Below are 23,297 nucleotides of genomic sequence, written 5' to 3'. Positions count from 1 at the left end.
AGGGAACTGCCAGGCATCAAATAAAGTGAAGAAGCCCATCCTGCCGGATGGGCTTTTTTGCGTCTGTGCGCCGTGAAATCCGCCGGCTGCGGCGCAGCGCGTGCCATCGGGTGAAAAGCGAATCACGACACCGCTGCTATCGTCTTATCCACTGCATAACAAAGTCAGCAACTTGTTGTATATCATTGATATCTAACAGTGGAACATCCACAGCAAGCGGAACATCACTGGCAACTGCGATAACATATTCATCCAGTGCCAATTCTTCAGCACTATGACCGCAACCGTCGCGAAAAAGCAGGATTTTGGCGACAGGTTCATGCTTAAAGCCCTCAACCAGCACCATATCTAACGTTGAAACGTCCATCCGGCTTACCAGATACGCTAAATCCAGTTCGGGTTCTTCCGGTGTTTCTACCATTAACGCCCAACGTTGTTGGCTGGCGACTAGCGTTTGTGCTGCCCCGGCTTTACGTAGCTCATAGCTATCTTTGCCGGGCTTGTCGACATCCATATTGTGATGCGTATGTTTAATCAATCCGGGACGAATACCTCTGGCACGTAGCTCCGGAATCAATTTTTTGAGCAGAGTAGTTTTTCCCGTGCCGCTCCATGCTGCAATGGCGAGTAAAGGGATCATGATTTGTCCTGCCATTTTGCGAGTTCTTCGGGGGTGTTCACGTTCACGAACGCATCTTTGTGGTCGCTGAAGTCGACGGAGTGGCCGCCAGCCTGGCGCATAAAGACCATAACGCGTCTTTCACCGGACTGAAGATAATCCTGCAGCAAGGGCTGCATGGAGCGGTGCATCAGCGCAATGGCCGGATGATCTCTTTCTCCATCATGTACCCAGACAACCGGCGCAGCTTTACGCTGCTCCTTCAAACGTGTAACCAGATCATGAGGAATATAGGGCATATCGCACGGACAGAATAGAAACCAGTCTCCCGCTTGCTGCAGGAATACTGACAGCATCCCGGCCAGTGGGCCAGGGAAATCGGCCAATGAGTCGGGGATCACTTTCAGGCCGCTTCGCTGGTAAATCTCCCGGTGGCGATTGGCATTAACCACCACGGTTTCGACCTGCAAAGCGAGGGTATCTGCCACATGTCGCCAAAGAGGTTTACCGTCAAGCTCAAGCAGACCTTTATCGGTTCCACCCATCCGTCTGGCCTTACCACCTGCCAGCACAACCCCTGTTATTGCACTATCCAGAATCACTGATATCGCCTCTTTTAATGTGGGATTGACCCTGCTAACGTATCCGTATTGAGCCTAAGGAGCACAACCATGAAATGTAAACGTCTGAATGAAGTTATTGAACTCCTCCAGCCAGCCTGGCAGAAAGAACCCGATCTTAACCTGATGCAATTTTTACAGAAACTGGCGCAAGAGTCAGGTTTTGACGGCGAACTGGCGGATTTAACTGATGACATTCTGATCTATCATCTGAAAATGCGTGACTCAGCGAAAGACGCTGTCATCCCAGGTATTCAGAAAGATTATGAAGAAGATTTCAAAACCGCACTACTCCGCGCACGTGGCGTAATTAAAGAGTAAAAGCTTGTAATCGCCGCCACCGAAAGCCCTGCGAAATGATATCCTGAATTATTCGTAGTATTTTCGGATGATGGGATGAACGACAACGCTTTTAATTTCCAGACGCTACACCCGGATACCATCATGGATGCACTGTTTGAGCAGGGGATCCGGGTGGATTCCGGGCTTACCCCGCTTAACAGCTATGAAAACCGTGTCTATCAATTCCAGGATGAAGATCGTCGACGCTTTGTCGTTAAATTTTATCGCCCTGAACGCTGGTCTGTCGATCAGATCCAGGAAGAACACCAGTTTGCTCTGGAACTGGTGAGCGATGAAGTCCCGGTAGCTGCGCCGCTGGTACTAAACGGCCAAACGCTGCTAAGTCATCAAGGTTTTCATTATGCGATCTTCCCCAGCGTCGGTGGACGCCAGTTTGAGGCCGACAATATCGATCAGATGGAGGCTGTGGGTCGCTATCTGGGGCGTATGCATCAGACCGGCTGCAAGCGTACCTTTGCCTTTCGCCCAACGATTGGCCTTGAAGAGTATCTGACTGAGCCGCGTAACGTTTTTGAACACGCACCGCTGATTCCATCAGGGCAAAAAGCAGCCTTCCTGAAGGCAACGGATGCGCTGATCGCGCTCGTTACCGATCGCTGGCATACGCGTTTTAACACATTACGCCTGCACGGTGATTGCCATGCCGGTAATATTTTGTGGCGCGATGGCCCGATGTTTGTCGATTTAGATGATGCCCGTAATGGCCCGGCAGTTCAGGATTTATGGATGCTTCTCAATGGCGATAAAGCTGAACAACGCATGCAGCTTGAAACCATTATTGAAGCTTATGAAGAGTTTAGTGAGTTCGACACCTCTGAAATCGGACTTATAGAACCTTTACGCGCTATGCGTTTAGTTTATTATCTTGCCTGGCTAATTCGACGTTGGGCTGACCCTGCGTTTCCAAAAAACTTCCCGTGGTTAACCGGGGAAGATTACTGGCATCGTCAGACCGCGACCTTTATTGAGCAGGCAAAAATTCTGCACGAGCCCCCCTTACAATTAACGCCAATGTATTAATCGGAGAAACGTGAACATGAAAAAAATATGGCTGGCGCTGGCTGGTATGGTTTTAGCTTTTAGCGCATCTGCAGCGCAATTCCAGGATGGCAAACAATACATCACCCTGGAGAAGCCTGTTGCGGGTGAACCGCAAGTGTTGGAGTTTTTCTCCTTCTACTGCCCGCACTGCTACCAGTTTGAAGAAGTGCTTCACGTGTCTGATAACGTGAAGAAAAAGCTGCCGGAAGGCACCAAGATGACCAAATACCACGTCGAATTCCTGGGACCTTTGGGTAAAGATCTGACGCAGGCATGGGCGGTTGCTATGGCGCTGGGTGTTGAAGATCAGGTTACTGTTCCGCTGTTTGAAGGGGTTCAGAAAACTCAGACCGTTCAGTCTGTTGCTGATATCCGCAAAGTGTTTGTCGACGCAGGTATTAAAGGCGAAGACTATGATGCGGCATGGAACAGCTTCGTGGTGAAATCACTCGTGGCGCAGCAGGAAAAAGCGGCGGCTGATTTGCAGCTGCAGGGTGTTCCGGCGATGTTTGTGAATGGCAAATATCAGGTTAACCCGCAGGGTATGGATACCAGCAGCATGGATATCTTTGTACAACAGTATGCGGATACCGTGAAGTATCTGGTAGGCCAGAAGTAAAAGAAAAGCCGGTCACTGACCGGCTTTTTTATTTGAGGCTTTAATTGCGTCGAGCTGCGCGTCTTTCTTACTCCACAGCATATTCAGCCATAGCTGAAACTGACGCTTGAAGCCCTTATCGTTCACGTAATCACCATGCAACTCTTCATGGACTGGCTCCAGATCCACCCTCACGACGATACGCGTTAACTTACCGCTCAGCATATCGTAGAACGGTCTGCTGTTGTTTTCCGGATAGCACAACGTGACGTTTAACATTTTATCGAACTGTGACCCCAGGACGTTCAATGCCATCGCAATACCGGCCGCCTTGGGGGGAAGCAGGTTTTGATAGGGGGAACGGGTTTGCTCGCGTTTTTCTTTGGTAAACCGTGAACCCTCAACAAAATTCACAATGGTTGTCGGATGCGCACGAAATTTCTCGCAGGAACGACGCGTTGTTTCGACATCTTTACCGCGCCGTTCCGGATGGCGGAGCAGGTAGCCACGCGAATAGCGTTTCATAAACGGCATATCCAGCGCCCAGCAGGCCAGGCCAATAAAGGGTACCCAGGCCAGCTGTTGCTTGAGGAAATATTTATTCATCGGGATGTGTTTACGGAACAGAACGCAAAGCACAACGATATCGGCCCAGCTGTAATGGTTACAAATGAGCAGATACCAGTTTTTCTTACTAAGACCTTCCAGCCCTTCGACATCCCACTTCAAACGTGGATTGAGGTGCAGCAGTAGCGCCAGACCCTCACACCAGCAGTACATCATGAAATTACAGAACACGGAAACCTTGCGCCAGACGACAGGAACGGGCAAAAGGAGTTTCACAACTCCGGCAAGGATGATCGGCACAGAACAAAAAATCGTGACCAATATGGTCAATACGATACTCAGTAACAGCGTTATCGCAGCGAGTATTCTCGTCATAATTAAATTATTCAAAAGGTTAGCCATAGACAGTGCGCTAAAGAGGCGCAAGGGGCTGATTTTATCAGAAAACGGACCAAATGATGGTTCTTCCCTGAATAGAAAAAACAGGAATATCTATCCACATCAGGATATAAGCTGTGAAAATGGAATAAAATGCTGTGCATTTATTTAATTCATTGAAATACATATAAAAATAATATGAGGCAATAATTGCCATGTTATATTTAAAGAGCTGAAAATTATTTATTCACAAAGTTATCCACAGTCGTGTTTGCGAGCAAAGCAGAAGATCTGCAAAAGATTTTCGACAAATGCGGCGAAAAACTCATGTTTTCATCCAGTCTGTGGCATCCTTTACCCATAATCTGATAAACAGGCACGGACATTATGGTTCAGATCCCAGAAAACCCACTTATCCTTGTAGATGGCTCATCTTACCTGTATCGCGCATACCACGCATTTCCGCCGCTGACAAACAGCGCAGGAGAACCTACTGGTGCGATGTACGGTGTCCTTAACATGCTGCGTAGCTTGATTTTGCAATATCAGCCAACTCACGCAGCGGTGGTATTCGACGCCAAGGGTAAAACCTTCCGTGATGAGTTATTCGAACACTACAAGTCGCACCGCCCACCCATGCCGGACGATCTGCGTGCGCAGATTGAACCTCTGCATGCGATGGTGAAAGCGATGGGGCTGCCACTGCTGGCCGTTTCTGGCGTGGAGGCGGACGATGTCATCGGTACGCTGGCGCGGGAAGCGGAGAAGCTGGGTCGTCCGGTGCTGATTAGCACTGGTGATAAAGATATGGCTCAACTGGTGACACCGAATATCACCCTGATCAACACCATGACCAATACGATCCTCGGTCCGGATGAAGTGGTGAATAAATACGGCGTCCCACCAGAACTGATCATCGATTTCCTGGCGCTGATGGGGGACTCCTCAGATAACATTCCGGGTGTTCCTGGCGTGGGTGAAAAAACTGCGCAGGCGCTACTGCAGGGGCTGGGTGGGCTGGATACTCTCTATGCTGAATCAGACAAAATTGCGGGGCTGACATTCCGTGGTGCAAAAACCATGGCGGGCAAGCTTGAGCAGAATAAAGAGGTGGCGTACCTCTCATATCAATTGGCTACCATTAAAACGGATGTTGAGCTTGAGTTGACCTGCGAGCAGTTGGAAGTCCGTCAGCCGGTAGCAGAAGAACTGCTTGGTCTGTTTAAACAGTATGAATTCAAACGTTGGGTTAGCGACGTTGAAGCGGGTAAATGGCTACAGGCGAAGGGAACAAAACCGGCGGCAAAATCACAGGAAACCATCGTTGTCGATGAAAAAACTGAGCAACCTGCCACGGTGCTTTCCTACGACAACTATGTGACAATTCTGGACGAAACAACGCTGGAAGCGTGGATTGCAAAGCTGAAGAAAGCGCCCGTCTTCGCCTTTGATACTGAAACTGACAGCCTGGACAACATCTCCGCTAATCTGGTTGGCTTGTCTTTTGCCATTGAACCGGGTGTGGCTGCATATGTTCCTGTTGCCCATGATTATCTGGATGCCCCCGATCAGATCTCTCGCGACCGCGCGCTGGCGCTCCTGAAGCCGCTGCTGGAAGATGAGAACGCGCATAAAGTTGGACAAAACCTGAAGTACGATCGTGGTATCCTGGCCAATTATGGCATCGAGCTTCGCGGCATCACCTTTGACACCATGCTCGAATCCTACATTCTTAACAGCGTCGCTGGCCGACACGATATGGACAGCCTGTCGGACCGTTGGCTGAAACATAAAACCATCACCTTTGAAGAGATCGCCGGAAAGGGCAAAAACCAGCTGACCTTTAACCAGATAGCGCTGGAAGAAGCCGGTCGTTATGCTGCGGAAGATGCCGACGTTACACTACAGTTGCATCTGAAGATGTGGCCAGAATTGCAGCAGCATAAAGGGCCGCTGAACGTCTTTGAAAATATCGATATGCCGCTGGTTCCGGTTTTGTCTCGCGTTGAGCGCAACGGTGTGAAAATCGATCCGGCTGTTCTGCACAAGCATTCAGAAGAGCTGACGCTGCGTTTGAATGAGCTGGAGCAAAAAGCACATGAGATCGCTGGAGAAGTCTTTAACCTTTCCTCCACCAAGCAACTGCAAACTATCTTGTTTGAAAAGCAAGGTATTAAGCCGCTGAAGAAAACGCCGGGCGGCGCGCCATCAACGTCGGAAGAAGTACTGGAAGAGCTCGCGCTGGATTACCCGTTGCCCAAAGTGATCCTGGAATATCGTGGTTTAGCAAAACTGAAGTCGACCTATACGGACAAGCTTCCGTTGATGATAAACAAGAAAACCGGGCGTGTGCACACTTCCTATCATCAGGCGGTTACCGCAACGGGTCGCCTGTCTTCAACGGATCCGAACCTGCAAAATATCCCGGTACGTAATGAGGAAGGTCGTCGTATTCGTCAGGCGTTCATTGCGCCAGAAGACTATGTGATTGTCTCTGCGGACTACTCACAGATTGAACTGCGCATCATGGCGCATCTCTCGCGTGATAAAGGTCTGCTTACCGCGTTTGCCGAAGGGAAAGATATTCACCGTGCAACGGCGGCGGAAGTCTTTGGCTTACCGCTGGATTCTGTGACCGGTGAACAACGCCGCAGCGCGAAAGCCATCAACTTCGGTCTGATCTACGGAATGAGCGCCTTTGGTCTGGCGCGCCAGTTGAATATTCCACGTAAAGAAGCGCAGAAGTATATGGACCTCTACTTCGAGCGCTACCCTGGTGTGCTGGAATATATGGAACGTACGCGGGCGCAGGCGAAAGAACAAGGTTATGTCGAAACCCTGGAAGGGCGTCGCCTCTATTTACCGGATATTAAATCCAGTAATGGTGCTCGTCGCGCGGGTGCAGAACGCGCGGCAATTAACGCCCCGATGCAGGGTACTGCCGCAGACATTATAAAACGAGCCATGATTGCGGTAGACGGATGGCTGCAAACCGAGCAACCGCGTGTGCGTATGATCATGCAGGTACACGATGAACTGGTGTTTGAAGTGCATAAAGATGACCTTGAAAGCGTCTCTAAAAAGATCCACCAACTGATGGAAAACGAGACCCAGATTGACGTGCCGTTGCTGGTGGAAGTCGGCAGTGGCGAAAACTGGGATCAGGCGCACTAAGGGTTTACTGAATAACGGCTCTTTTTCGTAACTAAGCAACATAAGATAGAACTTTTTGTGATGTCCATTAGAATTCCCTATGTAAGGAATGAAAAAAAATTACAAAAAGTGCTTTCTGCGCTGCTCAAAAAAGAGTAAAGTTATTCACGTAGGGTACAGAGGTAAGATGTTCTATCTTTCAGACCTTTTACTTCACGTAATCGGATTTGGCTGAATATTTTAGCCGCCCCAGTCAGTAATGACTGGGGCGTTTTTTATTGTGCGAAAGAAGGTTTCGCACATACTGTAGGCCGGATAAGACGCGTGGTGGCGCCATCCGGCAATACGGTGGGTTATTCCCCGTCCTGCATCTCTTCAATCGGTGCCAGTTCACTAAACCAGCTATCCAGCTTCTGCCGCAGTTTGTCCACCCCCAGCTTTTTCAGTGATGAAAATGCTTCTACCTGCACATCACCGTTAAATGCCAGTACGGCTTCACGTACCATATTCAACTGCGCTTTGCGTGCGCCGCTGGCCAGTTTGTCTGCTTTAGTCAGCAGCACCAAAACCTGAACGTTACTCTCAACCGCCCACAGGATCATCTGCTGATCGAGATCTTTTAGCGGGTGGCGAATATCCATCAGTACCACCAGACCTTGCAGGCTCTGACGTTTTTCCAGATATTCAGCCAGCGCGCGCTGCCATTTGCGTTTCATCTCTTCCGGCACTTCGGCATAGCCGTAACCTGGCAAATCGACCAGGCGTTTGCCGTCAACAACTTCAAACAGGTTGATAAGCTGGGTACGACCCGGCGTTTTAGATGTACGCGCCAGACCTTTTTGATTCGTCAGGGTATTTAGCGCACTGGATTTGCCTGCGTTGGAACGGCCAGCAAAAGCCACTTCTATTCCGGTGTCGGAAGGTAAGTGGCGAATATCAGGCGCACTCATCACAAAATGCGTCTGTTGATAATTCAAGTTAGTCAAAGCAGTCCTCTCCATCAATCAGGGCTTTGCAGCGATTATACCTGAACCCCAGCAAAAGGCTGGTTTTTCGACGTGCGGGCTGTGTAAGTAAAAACCTCGCACTTTGTGAGACATTGCTGATAGTTTCTATACGAGATGGCACGTCATACATTGGACTCATTCAAATAAATCATGCAATTACGAACGGGTTAAATTCTGAAAAGTTGAAATTGTTACCCAGGTTACTTGTACGATTAAGCTAAAAAGGTAAAGTAGTATCCATAGCGAGGAAGCTGACAGGATAGACGACTCAGGATGAGGGTCAGGAGCGCCAGGAGGCGAAGACACAGGATTGTCAGGAAGACAAACGTCCGGAGACGTTGATAAAAGGAAATGGAAACAACACGGAATGTTTCAGGCTAAGGGAAAAACAGGGTGTGTTGATAGCCAACAGGGATAGTAGAGCCCGTAAGGGTTGAGAGTCAGGATAAAAGGCGACAGATTACTCTGTCGCCTTTTTTCTTTATTTCTGCTAGATTCCGGCGCAATTATATACTGAATAAAAACAGCCAAAGACGAATCATGATGAAACCAACTTCTACACCACGCGGTAAAGGTCCTGCAAAAGCGCGTCGTAAAACACGCGAAGAAATTAATCAGGAAGCTCGCGACCGTAAGCGTCAGAAAAAACACCGTGGTCATGCGGCAGGTAGCCGTGCGTCCGGTAGTGAAGGCGCATCTGGTGGCGGAAACCAAAATAAGCAAAAAGATCCTCGTACTGGCAGCAAAAAACCCATTCCATTGGGCGTGACCGAAAAAGTCACCAAACAGCACAAACCGAAGAGTGAGAAACCTATGCTTTCACCACAGGCTGAGTTGGATTTACTGGAAACGGATGAGCGCCTGGATGCGCTGCTGGAGCGTCTTGAAGCAGGAGAAACCCTGAGCGCGGAAGATCAAACCTGGGTTGATGCCAAGCTGGACCGCATCGATGAGCTGATGCAAAAGCTGGGGCTTTCTTACGATGACGAGGAAGAAGAGGAAGAGGAAGAAAAGCAGGAAGACATGATGCGCCTGTTGAAAGGCGGCAACTAACGGTTTTACACCGTGGGTCTTCCCGTCCTGCTTATAACCCTTCCGGTTATATGTTATCTGGTGTGGTTATTCGTTAAACTACAGCGGTTGTCGCGGCGACAGAAGTGGCTGCGCAACCGGCTCATCACCCGCACAGGGGTTAAGCCGGTACGCCGTACCCGCCAGAGACGCCATCGGAAGGAGTGAGCATGTCAGAGCAGCTAATAGACTGGGACCTGGCCCTGATCCAGAAATATAACTATTCCGGGCCACGATATACCTCGTACCCGACCGCGCTGGAGTTTTCTGAAGACTACGGCACAGAAGCATTTCTAAAGGCCGTGGCGCGTTATCCTGAGCGTCCGCTCTCGCTGTACGTTCACATCCCGTTCTGCCACAAACTGTGCTACTTCTGTGGCTGCAACAAGATTGTGACTCGCCAGCAGCATAAAGCCGATCAATACCTCGATGCCCTGGAACAAGAAATCATTCATCGCGCTCCGCTGTTCGCCGGACGCCATGTCAGCCAGTTGCATTGGGGCGGCGGTACGCCAACGTACCTGAACAAAGCACAAATCAGCCGTTTGATGTCGTTACTGCGTGGTAACTTCAACTTTAACAATGACGCTGAAATCTCGATCGAAGTTGATCCGCGCGAAATTGAGTTGGATGTCCTTGATCATTTACGTGCTGAAGGTTTTAACCGTCTGAGCATGGGGGTACAGGATTTCAACAAAGAAGTTCAGCGCCTGGTGAACCGTGAGCAGGATGAGGCGTTTATCTTTGCGCTGCTGAATCATGCGCGGGAGATTGGCTTTACCTCAACAAATATTGATCTGATTTATGGCCTGCCAAAACAGACGCCGGAAAGCTTTGCCTTCACCCTGAAACGCGTGTCTGAGTTGAATCCAGACCGTCTGAGCGTCTTTAACTACGCGCACCTGCCAACGCTGTTTGCTGCTCAACGCAAGATTAAAGATGCTGATCTGCCCAGCGCGCAGCAGAAGCTGGATATTCTGCAGGAGACCATCTCTTCACTGACCGAAGCCGGCTATCAGTTCATTGGCATGGATCACTTTGCCCGCCCGGACGATGAACTGGCCATTGCTCAACGCAAAGGCGTGTTGCATCGTAATTTCCAGGGTTATACCACCCAGGGCGATACTGATTTACTGGGGATGGGTGTATCGGCTATCAGCATGATTGGCGACAACTACGCGCAGAACCAGAAAGAGCTGAAGCACTATTACCAGCAGGTCGACGAGCAGGGGAACGCGCTGTGGCGTGGAATTACGCTGACCCGCGACGACTGCATTCGTCGGGATGTGATTAAGCTTTTGATCTGCAACTTCCGCCTCGACTATGCCGCTGTGGAACAGCAATGGGATCTGAACTTCGCTGACTATTTTGCCGAAGACCTGAAACTGCTGGCACCACTGGCGAAAGATGGGCTGGTGGATGTGGATGAGAAGGGGATTCAGGTTACGTCGAAGGGGCGCCTGTTGATCCGTAATATTTGCATGTGCTTTGATGCTTATCTGCGTCAGAAAGCGCGGATGCAGCAGTTCTCACGGGTGATTTAACGTTTTGCCCGGTAGCGCCAGCGCCACCGGGCAAACTGCTTAGCTGAACAGCCCTACCAGCGCCGCACACAGCACTGCGGCAACCGCAGTTTGTGGCGTATGGCTTTCGACCGCACCGCTCGACAGCAGATTAATCATTGATTCCAGCATGATGACTTCCCCCGTTTGCCGGGCACGATCATACTTAACTCATCGGAACAGTAAAGCGCAAAATAGCAGCAATTTGCGCTCAATTATCAATCTTTACACAGTGACAAATCGTCACTCCATTCCGAGTTCTTTTAACTTACGTGTCAAGGTATTGCGGCCCCAGCCAAGCAGGCGTGCGGCTTCCTGTTTGTGCCCTTGGGTATGACGTAGCGCGGTGGTCAACAGCGTGCGCTCCATTTCCGGTTGAGCCTCAGAAAGCAGGTTTTGATGACCGGAACGCAAGGCCCGGTCTGCCCACTGTGCCAACAGGGTTGCCCAGTTGTCTGGCTGCATATGGGACGGTGCGTCAGGCACGGTGGTTTCAAACAGCTCGGCCGGTAAGTCCTGAATCAGCACCTCCTGTCCGGCGGCCATGACGGTTAACCAGCGGCAGGTGTTCTCAAGCTGACGCACGTTACCCGGCCAGGCCAGACGGGTCAGCGCCGCCTCGGTCTCCGGGTGTAATTGTTTGGCTTCAACGCCCAGTTCGCGCGCGGCCTCCTGCAGGAAATGACGCGCCAGACGTGGGATATCTTCCCGACGTTCACGCAGCGGCGGCAAATGTACGCGGATGACGTTCAGACGATGGAATAAGTCTTCGCGGAATTTGCCTTCCTGTACGCGCAGTTCCAGATTCTGGTGTGTGGCGGCGATAATACGTACATCCACCTTCACGGGCGCATAGCCGCCAACGCGATAAAATTGGCCGTCGGCCAATACGCGCAGTAAACGCGTTTGCACGTCCAGCGGCATATCACCTATTTCATCGAGAAATAGCGTACCGCCGTCAGCCTGTTCAAAGCGTCCCTGGCGAATCGTATTCGCCCCGGTAAACGCCCCTTTTTCATGGCCAAACAGCTCGGACTCGATCAAGTCTTTCGGAATAGCCGCCATGTTCAGCGCGATAAATGGCGCTTTGACGCGCGGGCTATGACGATGCAACGCATGGGCGACCAGCTCTTTACCGGTCCCGGACTCTCCGTTAATCAATACGCTGATTGACGACCGGGACAGTCGGCCAATTATGCGAAAGACATCCTGCATTGCCGGCGCTTCGCCGATGATGTCAGTTGTTGGGCCGTTGATCTGAACATTGCGCGGCTGCTGCTGTTCCTGATAATGGCTGATGGCACGTTCGACAAGCGCTACGGCTTCATCGATATCAAAAGGTTTGGGCAGATAATCAAACGCCCCTTGTTGGTAGGCGCTGACTGCAGCATCCAGATCGGAGTGTGCGGTCATTATGATGACCGGAAGCATCGGATGCCGCGCTTTGATCTGTTTTAACAGCGTCAGACCGTCCATGCCCGGCATGCGAATATCCGACAACAGTACGTCAGGCGTTTTGCTGGCCAGCGCGTCCAGCACCTCTTTACCGCTTTCAAATGTTGTGCAGCTTAGTCCTGCCCCTGCGAGCGCACGTTCAAGCACCCAACGGATGGAACTATCGTCATCAACTACCCAGACTATTCCTCGTTGCATAAACGTCACCTTTATTTCCTGATAGGCAGGTAAACCGAGAATTCGGTATGACCCGGCCAGCTGGTAAATTCAATTTTGCCGGAATGTTGATCAATCAAATTACGGGCAATGGATAATCCAAGGCCGGTACCGCCTTCGCGACCGCTGACCATTGGGTAGAACAGCGTGTCCTGCAAATGCGAGGGAATACCCGGACCGTTATCCTCAACATCAATCCGTGCTGCCAGGCGATAACGTACGCCGTGCAGCGTGAGCTGAAACGCGGTGCGGGTACGCAGAATGATCTCACCGCCTTCCGGTCCCAGCGCCTGCAAAGCATTGCGCACGATGTTTAACAGAACCTGCTCGATCTGATCCGGGTCGTGCAGTAATTCGGGCAGACTCGGGTCGTAATCACGAATCAGCGTGACGTTTTCCGGGAGCTCCATTGAGACCAGCGCCACTACGCGCTCCGCCACCTTGTGAATACTTTCCGTGACGTGCATACCCGGCTGTTGTGGTCCCAGCAGACGGTCGACCAGATTACGCAGGCGGTCGGCCTGCTCAATAATGACTTTGGTATATTCGGTCAGCGCCGGGTCCGGAAGCGCTTTGCTGAGCAGCTGCGCCGCGCCGCGTAATCCACCCAACGGGTTCTTGATTTCGTGCGCCAAACCGCGCACCAGATCGCGGGCGGCAATCTGCTGGGCGTGCTGGAGCTGCTCCTGGCTCAGACGACGCTGGTTATCCATTGGCGCCATCTCCAGCAGGATAAGGCCATCAGGCAGCCTCTGAGCAGTCACTGAGAGGATATGGGAGTGGCTGTCTATCACCAGCGTCACTTCGTTATCCGTAAAGCCCTGGCCCGCTTCCAGGCTCTCTCGCATCAGTCCGATGTTTAAGGAGAAATAACTCAACAGATCGGGAAGCGGGGTACCAAACAGTTTGCGGGAGCTTTGGGCGAGCAGCTGTTGTGCCGCAGGGTTGGCGTAATGTACCGCCAGCTCATCGTCGACGAGTAAAATGCTGTTGATTAAAGAATTGAGGATCTGCCCAGCATCGGGCAGCGTGCCGGTTGCCATTCAGCAGTCTCCTGAAAAGTGTTGCACCAATTTAGTGCATTATAGCTTTTTACGCATAAAAAGCGCGAGAAAGCAGGTTGTTAGTGGAGAAAAAAGCCCATCGTGTGATGGGCTAAAAGTTCCACGGCAACTCAATTCCAGGTTATCGCGCCAGCGCGTGACGCGACCTTATCTGGAAAGTACAACTCAAACGATTAAACGCTGTAGTACAGCTCAAACTCTACCGGGTGCGGAGTCATACGCACACGGTCATCTTCTTCGCGACGCAGCGTAATGTATGCATCGATCGCTTCATTGGTGAACACGCCGCCTGCAGTCAGGAACTCACGGTCCAGATCCAGTTCTTTCAGTGCTTCTTCCAGAGAACCAGCAACCTGTGGGATCTCTTTCGCTTCTTCCGGCGGCAGGTCATACAGGTTTTTGTCCATGGCTTCGCCCGGGTGGATCTTGTTCTTGATACCGTCAAGACCGGCCATCAGCAGTGCTGCGAAGCACAGGTACGGGTTAGCAGCCGGGTCCGGGAAACGCACTTCAATACGACGCGCTTTCGGAGAAGCAACAACCGGAATACGGATAGAAGCAGAACGGTTACGGGCAGAGTAAGCCAGCATTACCGGCGCTTCGTAGCCAGGGACCAGACGCTTATAGGAGTTCGTGGTCGGGTTAGCCAGGGCGTTGATCGCTTTAGCGTGTTTGATTACGCCGCCGATGTAGAACAGCGCCTGCTCAGACAGACCCGCATATTTGTCGCCAGAGAACAGGTTTACGCCGTTCTTTGACAGGGACATGTGGCAGTGCATACCGGAACCGTTATCACCGAACATCGGTTTTGGCATAAAGGTCGCGGTTTTACCGAAACGGTGCGCAACGTTGTGCACAACGTATTTGTAGATCTGAATTTCGTCCGCTTTTTTGGTCATGGTGTTAAAGCGGGTCGCGATTTCGTTCTGGCCAGCAGTCGCCACTTCGTGGTGATGTGCTTCAACAACCAGGCCCATCTCTTCCATGATCAGACACATGGTAGAACGGATGTCCTGAGAAGAATCTACCGGAGGAACCGGGAAGTAACCGCCTTTCACGCCAGGGCGGTGACCTTTGTTACCACCTTCGTATTTGGTGGAAGAGTTCCATGCGCCTTCGATGTCATCGATAGCCACGTGAGAACCGGAGATAGATGCGCCGAAGCGGATGTCGTCAAACAGGAAGAACTCTGGCTCTGGCCCGAACAGAACGGTGTCTGCGATGCCGGTAGAACGCAGATACTCTTCAGCGCGTTTTGCGATGGAGCGCGGGTCGCGGTCATAGCCCTGCAGCGTACCGGGTTCCAGGATATCGCAACGGATGATCAGAGTAGACTCTTCATAGAACGGGTCGATGAGTGCAGTAGATGCATCTGGCATCAGAACCATGTCTGATTCGTTAATGCCTTTCCAGCCACCGATTGAGGAGCCGTCAAACATTTTGCCTTCTTCAAAGAATTCGGCATTTACCTGATGAGCAGGAATAGTGACGTGCTGTTCTTTACCTTTAGTATCAGTGAAGCGCAAATCAACAAACTTCACTTCGTGTTCGTTCAGCATCGTCAAAACGTGTTCAGCGGACATACTTACTCTCCCGGATTGGTCATGGTCGTCGTGGTAACGAAGTCTTCAATTCTGCAAAAAATTGGCCGTGTCGCCGTAAAAAATATAAAGCGAAATCTGTGCCAACTTTTAAATTGCCCCTAAAAGGCGTTATCATGCGCACTATCGTGTAAAGGGGCTGCACCATGAAGGTTGTATTGCACCATTATAGTGCTTTAATGTGAACATTAAGCACCATATTGGTGCAAAGCATGTCAGATTACCCCTTTTAACGCTCCGTGAATGTGATCACAAAGAAACTCTGCAATACTTGTTTGCGGAGGATGTTTGTGATCCTGTTTTGTACTGCGATTAATCCGTGTACAATAACGCGCTATTTCTAAAATGCCTGAGGCAAAGTTGTGATCGAAAATTTGCGTAACATCGCCATCATCGCGCACGTAGACCATGGTAAAACGACCCTGGTAGACAAGCTGCTCCAACAATCCGGTACGTTCGATGCACGTGCTGAAACCCAAGAGCGCGTGATGGACTCCAACGATTTGGAGAAAGAGCGTGGGATTACCATCCTCGCTAAAAACACCGCTATCAAATGGAATGACTACCGTATCAACATCGTTGATACCCCGGGGCACGCCGACTTCGGTGGTGAAGTTGAACGTGTAATGTCCATGGTCGACTCCGTGCTGCTGGTGGTGGATGCAATGGATGGTCCGATGCCGCAGACGCGCTTCGTGACCAAAAAAGCCTTTGCCCATGGCCTGAAGCCAATTGTTGTTATCAACAAAGTTGACCGTCCTGGCGCGCGTCCTGACTGGGTTGTTGACCAGGTATTCGACCTGTTCGTTAACCTCGACGCTACCGACGAGCAGCTGGACTTCCCGATCGTTTACGCTTCCGCGCTGAACGGTATCGCAGGTCTGGATCACGAAGATATGGCTGAAGACATGACTCCGCTGTATCAGACCATCGTTGATCGTGTACCGGCTCCGAACGTAGATCTTGATGGCCCGCTGCAGATGCAAATCTCTCAGCTGGACTACAACAACTACGTTGGCGTAATCGGCATTGGCCGCATTAAACGCGGTAAAGTTAAACCGAACCAGCAGATCACTATCATTGATAGCGAAGGCAAAACCCGTAACGGTAAAGTCGGTAAAGTCCTGACTCATCTGGGTCTGGAACGTATCGAGAGTGATATTGCCGAAGCCGGTGATATCATCGCGATCACCGGTCTGGGCGAACTGAACATCTCCGACACCATCTGCGATCCGCAGAACGTCGAAGCGCTGCCGGCTCTGTCCGTTGATGAACCGACCGTAACCATGTTCTTCTGCGTAAACACCTCTCCGTTCTGTGGTAAAGAAGGTAAATATGTTACCTCTCGTCAGATCCTTGACCGCCTGAACAAAGAGCTGGTGCACAACGTTGCGCTGCGCGTTGAAGAAACCGAAGATGCGGATGCGTTCCGTGTATCCGGTCGTGGTGAGCTGCACCTGTCTGTTCTGATTGAAAACATGCGTCGTGAAGGTTTCGAAATGGCGGTTTCCCGTCCGAAAGTAATCTTCCGCGAAATCGATGGCCGTAAACAAGAGCCGTTCGAAAACGTAACGCTGGACGTCGAAGAGCAGCATCAGGGTTCTGTGATGCAGGCTCTGGGTGAGCGTAAAGGCGACCTGAAAAACATGAATCCAGATGGCAAAGGCCGCGTACGTCTTGACTACGTGATCCCAAGCCGTGGTCTGATCGGTTTCCGTTCAGAATTCATGACCATGACTTCCGGTACCGGTCTGCTGTACTCCACCTTCAGCCACTACGACGATGTTCGTGCGGGTGATGTGGGTCAGCGTCAGAACGGCGTACTGATCTCCAATGGCCAGGGTAAAGCAGTTGCGTTCGCACTGTTCAGCCTGCAGGACCGCGGTAAGCTGTTCCTGGGTCACGGTGCTGAAGTTTACGAAGGCCAGATCATCGGTATTCACAGCCGCTCTAACGACCTGACTGTAAACTGCCTGACCGGTAAGAAACTGACCAACATGCGCGCGTCCGGTACTGACGAAGCAACGGTTCTGGTTCCGCCGGTTAAGATGACTCTGGAGCAGGCTCTGGAATTCATCGATGACGACGAACTGGTAGAAGTTACCCCAACCTCTATCCGTATCCGTAAGCGTCACCTGACTGAAAACGATCGTCGCCGTGCAATGCGTGGCGCGAAAGAAGAGTAATTAACGCTCTTTCTCAGGTAAGCACAAAAAAGCCGCTGATTATCAGCGGCTTTTTTTATCATCAGCAGTATCAGAAGAAATACTTTGCCCCAACACGAATCTGGTTTTGTTCGCGATGATAGGGTTCAACATTGCGATCTAACCAGCGTAATTCCAGGTAGGGCAACCAGTGTTCATTGATCCGATACTTAAAGGTATTGGTAATTTCCCAATGATGATCTTTTCCGTTGCTGCTATTGAAGTCATTGACTCGCATAAAGTAGTGAGGTTCAAAGGTATAGGAGAATTTATCGGTAATGGTAAAGTTCCAGTAGTTACCTATTTCATAGGTATCATTATTATCCAGGTCACCGTTCAGGTCGGTTGAACTGTAGTTATTATGGTTATATCGATTACGCACGGTAAGATTAAACCATGGTGTAAATTTATAGTTAACATCCAGATAAACAGCACCGCCAGAACCAATACTCTTATCGTTTATTAATCCGCCAGGTTGGATTGTCAATTTATCTGTCGGTTTAAATAACGGATACCAGCCCTCTATTTCGTTATAGCCGTGTTTTAACTCATCCTTGCGTTGCATGGTGTAGGTGTTGGTGAGCATGATACCCGCGCCCATATCGGAGTTATAGCCGACGCGCATCATGACCTCTATTTGATCGGACGCCAGGTTATATGCTTCGCGGTTTTCTACATAGGCGCCAGCAAAAGCAGAGGTTGATACCACAGAGGATAAGAGAATTATTGTCGTTAATTTTTTCATGATAAATCCATTTTTTAAGCGTAGGAAGGCCGCCATCCCTTGAGATGGAATAAGCGGCTGTTATTTTTATACGTTTACAGCAGAGGTATTTTTCTTATTGGTAACAGAGTCTGGTTGGGTATTATTTTTCTTCCGTTGGCTGATTTCCTCAATAATAAAAGCAAAACGTGTTTCATTGAGCTTATAAAAGAAGCCCATTGTAAGTGCTGCAATAATCGCAAGTCCGCAGGGCCAGAGAAAAATAAGTTGACGCAAACCGAGCAGGGTAGCATCGCTCTGGGTTATGTTGGGGATATAACCGATTTGTGTCAGCATAATCCCAGGCAGGAAGCCTGCGAGCGCCGCGGAAATCTTGCGAGAAAAGGTATAACCCGTATATACCGAGCCTTCCGCACGGATCCCCGTCTTCCATTCACCATAATCGACCGTATCCGGAACCAGCGCCCAGTTCAGGCTGTTAACAAAAGCGGTTCCGAAGAAGGCCATGCAAGAAAACATCACAAATAAAAATGACGTGCTACCCCAGAAAAAGTTCAGCACATCGCCGATTGCCCATAGCGCCAGACCGCCGAGGTAAACCTGTTTTTTACCGAAGCGTTTTACAGCAGTGGGAACCAGCAGTACCCCAACCAGAATGCATCCCATGCTGAAGAAACCCATCCACGACAGCAGATGTATATCGTTGAGCACGTACTGGGTGTAATACACCTGAATCGCCAGCTTAATATTGAATGCCGCTAGCGTGCACAAGTTGGCAACACATAGCACCAGTAGTGGAGGGTTACGGAAAATGGCGCAGAACGATTTGAGAATACTGGGTTTATGGTGATCCGGCACGATTTCGATATAACGTTCCTTCACACCGCTAAAGCACCACCACATGCTGAACAACCCGCAGACGGAGAAGATCAATGCGGCAATCAGATAACCCAGCGAAGGCGAACTGATAAATAGCGCCTGAATCGGCATAAAGCCAACGGTACACAGTAACAGGCCTACGGTAGCGCCGCCCTGACGCCAGGCGGCGAGCTGAGCGCGTTCATGTGGATTTTTAGTAATTGCAGGCACCATCGCGCCGTAGGAACAGTTCATCAGGCTATAGAACAGGCCGAACAGCATGAACAACACCGTTGCCAGCCCTGTTTTCACCGTTAGCGTAAAGCCTGTCGCTAAAAATTGCGCGCTGGCGACGACGGCGACAGGAAATGACGCATACAAAATAAAGGGTCTGAATTTCCCCTTTGCGCCAATATTACGCCTTGAGTCCAGCAACACGCCGGTCAGAATATCGGTGAAGGCGGTGAAGAACTTCGCCACCAAAAAGATAATCCCACCGTACCAGGCCGGCATCCCTAGTTCATCGGTATAAAATTTAAGCAGATACAGCGTGCCGATACACAGCATCAAATTTGAGCCGAAGTCACCCACACCGTAGGCGAATTTTTCACGCAGGCTCAGTTTTAGCGTTAGCGGATCATGAAAAGACATAATCGCTCCTCAATAGCGCTCCGTAGAGCGCTATTCATTATTATTATCAAACGGTTTGTTTACGCGCTTCTATCTCTTCAACGATGCGGACATACATCTTCTCGTTAAGGTTGTAGAAACAGCCCATAGCTACAATGGTGATCACCGCCAACGCACAGGGATAAATAAAGATCAGCTGACGCAACCCTTCGACCGTACTGGCAGATTGCACCACGTTGGGGACGTAGCCGATTTGCGTCAGCATCCAGCCGGGGAAGAATCCTGCCAGCGCTTGTGACACTTTACGAAAGAAGGTGAAGCCGGTGTATACCGTACCTTCCGAACGTACGCCGGTACGCCATTCGCCATATTCCACCGTGTCGGAGACCAGCGCCCAGTTCAGGCTGTTGACGAATGCTGAGCCGAAGAATGCCAGACAGGAGAAGGCGACAAAGCTGACTGAGCCGCCGCCAAAGAAGTAGTTAAGCAGATCGCCCGCAACCCAGATCAGCAAACCGCCGATGTAGACCTTTTTCTTGCCGAAACGTCTGACCATTCCCGGCATCAAGAAGACACCGATGAAGATACAGCCCATGCTGAAAAAGCCCATCCACGAAAGGAGGATCGGGTCGTTCAGTACGTACTGGGTGTAATAGACCTGAATCGCCAGCTTGACGTTAAACGCGCCAAGTGTGCAAAGGTTGGCAACGCACAGAATAAACAGCGGGCGGTTACCTGCGATGGCGCGGAAGGATTGCAGCAATCCCGGTTTTTGCGCGGCATCAACGGGTTTCACTTCCACATAGCGTTCTTTTACCCCGGCATAGCACAACCACATAAACAGCAAGCCGAACAGAGAGAACAAGGTGGCGGCGAAGATATAGCCCAACTGTGAGTTGCCTTCGATCAGGTTCATTACTGGCACAAAACCGACGGTGCACAGCAGCAGGCCAAGAGTAGCTCCGCCCTGTCGCCAGGCTGCCAGCGAGGCGCGTTCGTCAGGGTTTTTGGTAATCGCGGGGACCATCGCACCGTAAGAGCAGTTCATCATACTGAAGAACAGTCCGTACAGCATAAACAGTACCGTTGCCATCACCGTTTTACCGGTGACTTCAAATGGTGTACCGACAAAGTTCGCAATCGCCAGCAGCGTCACTGGAAATGCGGCATACAGAACGAACGGGCGGAATTTGCCTTTCGGGCCGATTTTGCGGCGCGAGTCGAGCATAATCCCAGTCCCCATATCGGTAAACGCGGTAAAAAACTTGGCGATAAGGAAAATGATACCGCCATAAGTTCCAGGTAAACCAAGAACATCGGTATAAAACTTGAGTAAATAGAGCGTACCTATGTCCAGCAGGATATTGGAACCTAAATCACCCATCCCATAGGCGAGTTTTTCTTTGAACGGCAAGCGTAGGGTTGCCGGATTAGAAGAAGTCTGACTCATTATTATTCTCCATGTGCCCGTGAGTCTCCCCACGGGCGAGCCGTATTAGATGTTGCGTAAAGTGGCAAACAGTGACGCCCATTCACTCTTCGCGCGATAAAACACCGGAGGCTTGCCAATAGGCGCATCCACGGTAATTTCACCGCCCTGGTAAGTTTCCCCGGTCCAGACATTTACCCAGCTATCCTCAGGTAGATACAGAGTCCAGTCAGTCCTGCCTTGTTCGTGAACCGGTGCAACCAGCAGATCTTGTCCCAGCAGGTACTGATATTTAAGGGTATAGGTCCGCGCATCGTCTTCGTAATGCAGGAACAGCGGGCGCATCACCGGCAGACCGGTAGCGCTGTTTTGCGCGACGGCCTGTTTCAGATACGGTTTCAGGGTGGTAAAGACAGTGGTCATTCGGGCAAAGTGGGCGATAGTTTCAGCATCACCATCAAACTGCCAGTTATCGCCAGGGCGGTTACCTTCGTGGGTACGCATCATCGGCGTGAAGGCGCTGAAATCACACCAGCGCAGCAGCAGTTCTTTGCTGCGCTTCATGTCAAACAGGGTGGTGTAGCCGCCGATATCGCTGTGGTGCAGACCGTGACCGGTCATCGCCAGCGACAGCGCCGCAGGCACGACGGAAGCCAGACCGTCGTCAAGGCTCCAGTCCACGTTCTGATCGCCCGCCCACATCATGGTGGAGTATTTCTGGCTGCCGGTGTAACCCGCACGCATAAAGAACAGGATCTCGCCGAGTTTGCCGGTCTCCTGTAGCGCTTCGTAGTTACATTTCGCCCACAGTGCGGGCCAGGCGTTGTGCATGATCTCAGCGCTGACGCCGTTGTGCAGATACGTATCGGTTGGCAGGTATTCGCCAAAATCTGCCATCCAGCCGCCGCAGCCCAGTTCGATCATGTTTTTCTTGATGACCTCTTTGAACCAGTCGTAGGCTTCGGGGTTGGTCAGATCGACCACGCCGCCGTAAAACTCGCCAAACTCTACGAGGTAATCGCCGCCGGATGCATCTTTCGCCAGGTAACCGTGTTTGGCCGCTTCAGCACAGAGATCTTTATCGCTGGCAACATACGGGTTGATGTAGGAGAGAAACTGTACGCCTTCTTCTTTCCACTGCTTAATACGGCTATCCAACTGCGGATAATTGTCGCTGTTCCACTTCCAGTTCCACATCACGCGCTTGCCAAAGGAGGTCATGCGGATCCCGGACCAGTCCTGCGCCCAGATGCCGTTTACTTTCACGCCTGCGTTACGCATGGTGTCCAGTTTGTTTTGGCAAACCTCAGTACCGCCCTGAATACCGAGTGTGACGCCATCGTAAATCCAGTCGGGCAGTTCCGGCTGACGACCCAGCAGCGCGGTCAGTTTTTCCAGCAGGGAGATGTAGGTATCAGCGCACTCAAAACGCAGGGTGGTTTTGTCCTCCCACAGCGCCAGTTCGTGATACTCCGGCGCGCTGAAGTCGAAATTCATATAGCAGCTGTTATCAACGTGGCAGTAGTACTTCTGCGTGCTGACGAAGGTTGGCTGCGGGAAGAAGGTCCAGTAGTAGTCTCCGCCAGCATTTTCTTTGCAGTCAGCTTGCCAGGTGACATAGCTGTTTTTGTTACGGCCCACGCCCTGTTCGCTGGTCCACAGCGGGAATGGTTTTCCGCGCAAATCGAAGTAAGAGAACTGTTCGCCGCAGCCGTAAATATGATCGTCAGGGTTGGCGACCAGACGCAGCCAGATGCGGTTATGGTTGAGATCGCCGTTGTGCAGATCCAGCTTCAGGCGGCCCTGTTCATCGGTAGAGATGTGTAGCGTGGCGTTGATGGTGTCACCGCGGCTGAAATGTACCCGCCAGCCGTCTGGCGACTCGCTTACCGTGGCGCCAGTCAGGGCAATCTTCTCATTGAGCTTGTCTTTAATGCTGAAGTTGCCGCGAAACATGTCAATATCGGCAACGCCAGCGCCGACCCACAGGCAGGGCGTTTCTGTGCTGTGGCGTAAAATCAGGCGCTGGTGGTACGTTAAAGCAAATCCATCAGGTAATGATGTGAGTTCTAAGGCGGTTGACCGTTGTTGTAGCGAATTCATTGTCGTCTCCGTAAAAATAGGGTAATTCGGTAAT

General features: G+C 51.0%; 21 protein-coding genes and 1 pseudogene. 10 read left to right on the top strand and 12 right to left on the bottom strand.

Annotation, left to right across the window (positions count from 1 at the left end; all coding sequences use genetic code 11):
• Positions 1–136: 136 nt before the first annotated feature.
• Positions 137–640, bottom strand: coding sequence for a molybdopterin-guanine dinucleotide biosynthesis protein MobB (gene mobB / locus OGX99_RS11205; RefSeq protein ID WP_187260245.1), 504 nt, complete (start codon positions 638–640; stop codon positions 137–139).
• Complete coding sequence (gene mobA / locus OGX99_RS11200) at positions 637–1,221, bottom strand: molybdenum cofactor guanylyltransferase MobA (protein ID WP_151218401.1); 585 nt, start codon at positions 1,219–1,221, stop codon at positions 637–639. The genes mobB and mobA overlap by 4 nt, the downstream gene beginning before the upstream one ends.
• Positions 1,222–1,290: 69 nt before the next feature.
• On the opposite strand from mobA, the gene OGX99_RS11195 reads away from it, so the two are divergent.
• From OGX99_RS11195 to dsbA, 3 genes are all read left to right on the top strand, one after another.
• On the top strand, positions 1,291–1,560 hold the full coding sequence (locus tag OGX99_RS11195) for a YihD family protein (protein ID WP_003028616.1): 270 nt from the start codon (positions 1,291–1,293) through the stop codon (positions 1,558–1,560).
• Positions 1,561–1,635: 75 nt separating this feature from the next.
• Positions 1,636–2,622, top strand: a complete 987-nt coding sequence (locus tag OGX99_RS11190) for a serine/threonine protein kinase (protein WP_151218402.1) — start codon at positions 1,636–1,638, stop codon at positions 2,620–2,622.
• Between the two features lie 16 nt (positions 2,623–2,638).
• Positions 2,639–3,262 carry a thiol:disulfide interchange protein DsbA gene (gene dsbA / locus OGX99_RS11185; protein WP_003028621.1) on the top strand — a complete coding sequence of 208 codons (624 nt, stop codon included), beginning with the start codon at positions 2,639–2,641 and terminating at the stop codon, positions 3,260–3,262.
• A gap of 12 nt (positions 3,263–3,274) precedes the next feature.
• Here dsbA and yihG read toward each other — a convergent pair whose 3' ends face one another.
• A complete protein-coding gene (gene yihG / locus OGX99_RS11180) occupies positions 3,275–4,129 on the bottom strand; it encodes a 1-acylglycerol-3-phosphate O-acyltransferase, YihG family (protein ID WP_502873429.1) in 855 nt (284 codons plus the stop codon).
• Between yihG and OGX99_RS23885 the strand changes: the two genes are divergently transcribed.
• The 3 genes from OGX99_RS23885 (at position 4,023) to spfP (ending at position 7,574) form a co-directional block, all read left to right on the top strand.
• Positions 4,023–4,358, top strand: a complete 336-nt coding sequence (locus OGX99_RS23885; RefSeq protein WP_279574308.1) for a hypothetical protein — start codon at positions 4,023–4,025, stop codon at positions 4,356–4,358. The two genes, yihG and OGX99_RS23885, sit on opposite strands and share 107 nt — an antisense overlap.
• Before the next feature lie 215 nt (positions 4,359–4,573).
• Complete coding sequence (polA, locus tag OGX99_RS11175; RefSeq protein ID WP_151218403.1) at positions 4,574–7,360, top strand: DNA polymerase I; 2,787 nt, start codon at positions 4,574–4,576, stop codon at positions 7,358–7,360.
• A 166-nt stretch (positions 7,361–7,526) separates the two neighbouring features.
• Positions 7,527–7,574 carry a small protein SpfP gene (gene spfP / locus OGX99_RS23880; RefSeq protein ID WP_071892919.1) on the top strand — a complete coding sequence of 16 codons (48 nt, stop codon included), beginning with the start codon at positions 7,527–7,529 and terminating at the stop codon, positions 7,572–7,574.
• 118 nt (positions 7,575–7,692) lie between these two features.
• Here spfP and yihA read toward each other — a convergent pair whose 3' ends face one another.
• Positions 7,693–8,325 (bottom strand): ribosome biogenesis GTP-binding protein YihA/YsxC, encoded by a 633-nt coding sequence (yihA, locus tag OGX99_RS11170; RefSeq protein ID WP_003840416.1) that lies wholly within the window; start codon positions 8,323–8,325, stop codon positions 7,693–7,695.
• Between the two features lie 260 nt (positions 8,326–8,585).
• On the opposite strand from yihA, the pseudogene OGX99_RS11165 reads away from it, so the two are divergent.
• The 3 genes and pseudogenes from OGX99_RS11165 (at position 8,586) to hemN (ending at position 10,961) form a co-directional block, all read left to right on the top strand.
• Positions 8,586–8,783: pseudogene (locus OGX99_RS11165) on the top strand (hypothetical protein).
• Positions 8,784–8,889: 106 nt separating this feature from the next.
• Positions 8,890–9,399 (top strand): Der GTPase-activating protein YihI, encoded by a 510-nt coding sequence (gene yihI / locus OGX99_RS11160; protein WP_247605078.1) that lies wholly within the window; start codon positions 8,890–8,892, stop codon positions 9,397–9,399.
• Between the two features lie 188 nt (positions 9,400–9,587).
• Positions 9,588–10,961: an oxygen-independent coproporphyrinogen III oxidase gene (gene hemN, locus OGX99_RS11155; protein WP_151218405.1), complete on the top strand. Its 1,374-nt coding sequence runs from the start codon at positions 9,588–9,590 to the stop codon at positions 10,959–10,961.
• Between the two features lie 39 nt (positions 10,962–11,000).
• On the opposite strand, the gene OGX99_RS11150 is transcribed toward hemN, so the two are convergent.
• The 4 genes from OGX99_RS11150 to glnA all read right to left on the bottom strand — a co-directional run bounded on the left by OGX99_RS11150 (position 11,001) and on the right by glnA (position 15,297).
• Positions 11,001–11,111 (bottom strand): YshB family small membrane protein, encoded by a 111-nt coding sequence (locus OGX99_RS11150; RefSeq protein ID WP_003028631.1) that lies wholly within the window; start codon positions 11,109–11,111, stop codon positions 11,001–11,003.
• Between the two features lie 111 nt (positions 11,112–11,222).
• The gene (gene glnG, locus OGX99_RS11145; protein ID WP_151218406.1) at positions 11,223–12,632 is read right to left on the bottom strand and encodes a nitrogen regulation protein NR(I); all 1,410 of its coding nucleotides are present in this window, start codon (positions 12,630–12,632) and stop codon (positions 11,223–11,225) included.
• An 11-nt stretch (positions 12,633–12,643) separates the two neighbouring features.
• Positions 12,644–13,693, bottom strand: coding sequence for a nitrogen regulation protein NR(II) (gene glnL / locus OGX99_RS11140; protein WP_005121842.1), 1,050 nt, complete (start codon positions 13,691–13,693; stop codon positions 12,644–12,646).
• Positions 13,694–13,887: 194 nt separating this feature from the next.
• Positions 13,888–15,297 (bottom strand): glutamate--ammonia ligase, encoded by a 1,410-nt coding sequence (gene glnA / locus OGX99_RS11135; RefSeq protein WP_003028638.1) that lies wholly within the window; start codon positions 15,295–15,297, stop codon positions 13,888–13,890.
• A 380-nt stretch (positions 15,298–15,677) separates the two neighbouring features.
• On the opposite strand from glnA, the gene typA reads away from it, so the two are divergent.
• Positions 15,678–17,501 (top strand): ribosome-dependent GTPase TypA, encoded by a 1,824-nt coding sequence (typA, locus tag OGX99_RS11130; RefSeq protein ID WP_003028641.1) that lies wholly within the window; start codon positions 15,678–15,680, stop codon positions 17,499–17,501.
• A gap of 70 nt (positions 17,502–17,571) precedes the next feature.
• Here the strand turns inward: typA and ompL are convergent, their stop codons facing one another.
• The 4 genes from ompL to OGX99_RS11110 form a co-directional block, all read right to left on the bottom strand.
• Positions 17,572–18,264 (bottom strand): porin OmpL, encoded by a 693-nt coding sequence (gene ompL, locus OGX99_RS11125; protein WP_151218407.1) that lies wholly within the window; start codon positions 18,262–18,264, stop codon positions 17,572–17,574.
• A gap of 66 nt (positions 18,265–18,330) precedes the next feature.
• Positions 18,331–19,752 carry an MFS transporter gene (locus tag OGX99_RS11120; RefSeq protein WP_151218408.1) on the bottom strand — a complete coding sequence of 474 codons (1,422 nt, stop codon included), beginning with the start codon at positions 19,750–19,752 and terminating at the stop codon, positions 18,331–18,333.
• 46 nt (positions 19,753–19,798) lie between these two features.
• Positions 19,799–21,181: an MFS transporter gene (locus OGX99_RS11115; protein ID WP_003028647.1), complete on the bottom strand. Its 1,383-nt coding sequence runs from the start codon at positions 21,179–21,181 to the stop codon at positions 19,799–19,801.
• Positions 21,182–21,226: 45 nt separating this feature from the next.
• A complete protein-coding gene (locus tag OGX99_RS11110) occupies positions 21,227–23,263 on the bottom strand; it encodes an alpha-glucosidase (protein ID WP_151218409.1) in 2,037 nt (678 codons plus the stop codon).
• Between the last annotated feature and the right edge of the window lie 34 nt (positions 23,264–23,297).

This window comes from Citrobacter sp. Cu096 (genome assembly GCF_030332285.1).
Taxonomy (GTDB): domain Bacteria; phylum Pseudomonadota; class Gammaproteobacteria; order Enterobacterales; family Enterobacteriaceae; genus Citrobacter; species Citrobacter meridianamericanus.
Note: the sequence above shows the minus strand (reverse complement) of the source record. Positions and strands in the feature narration are given on the sequence as shown.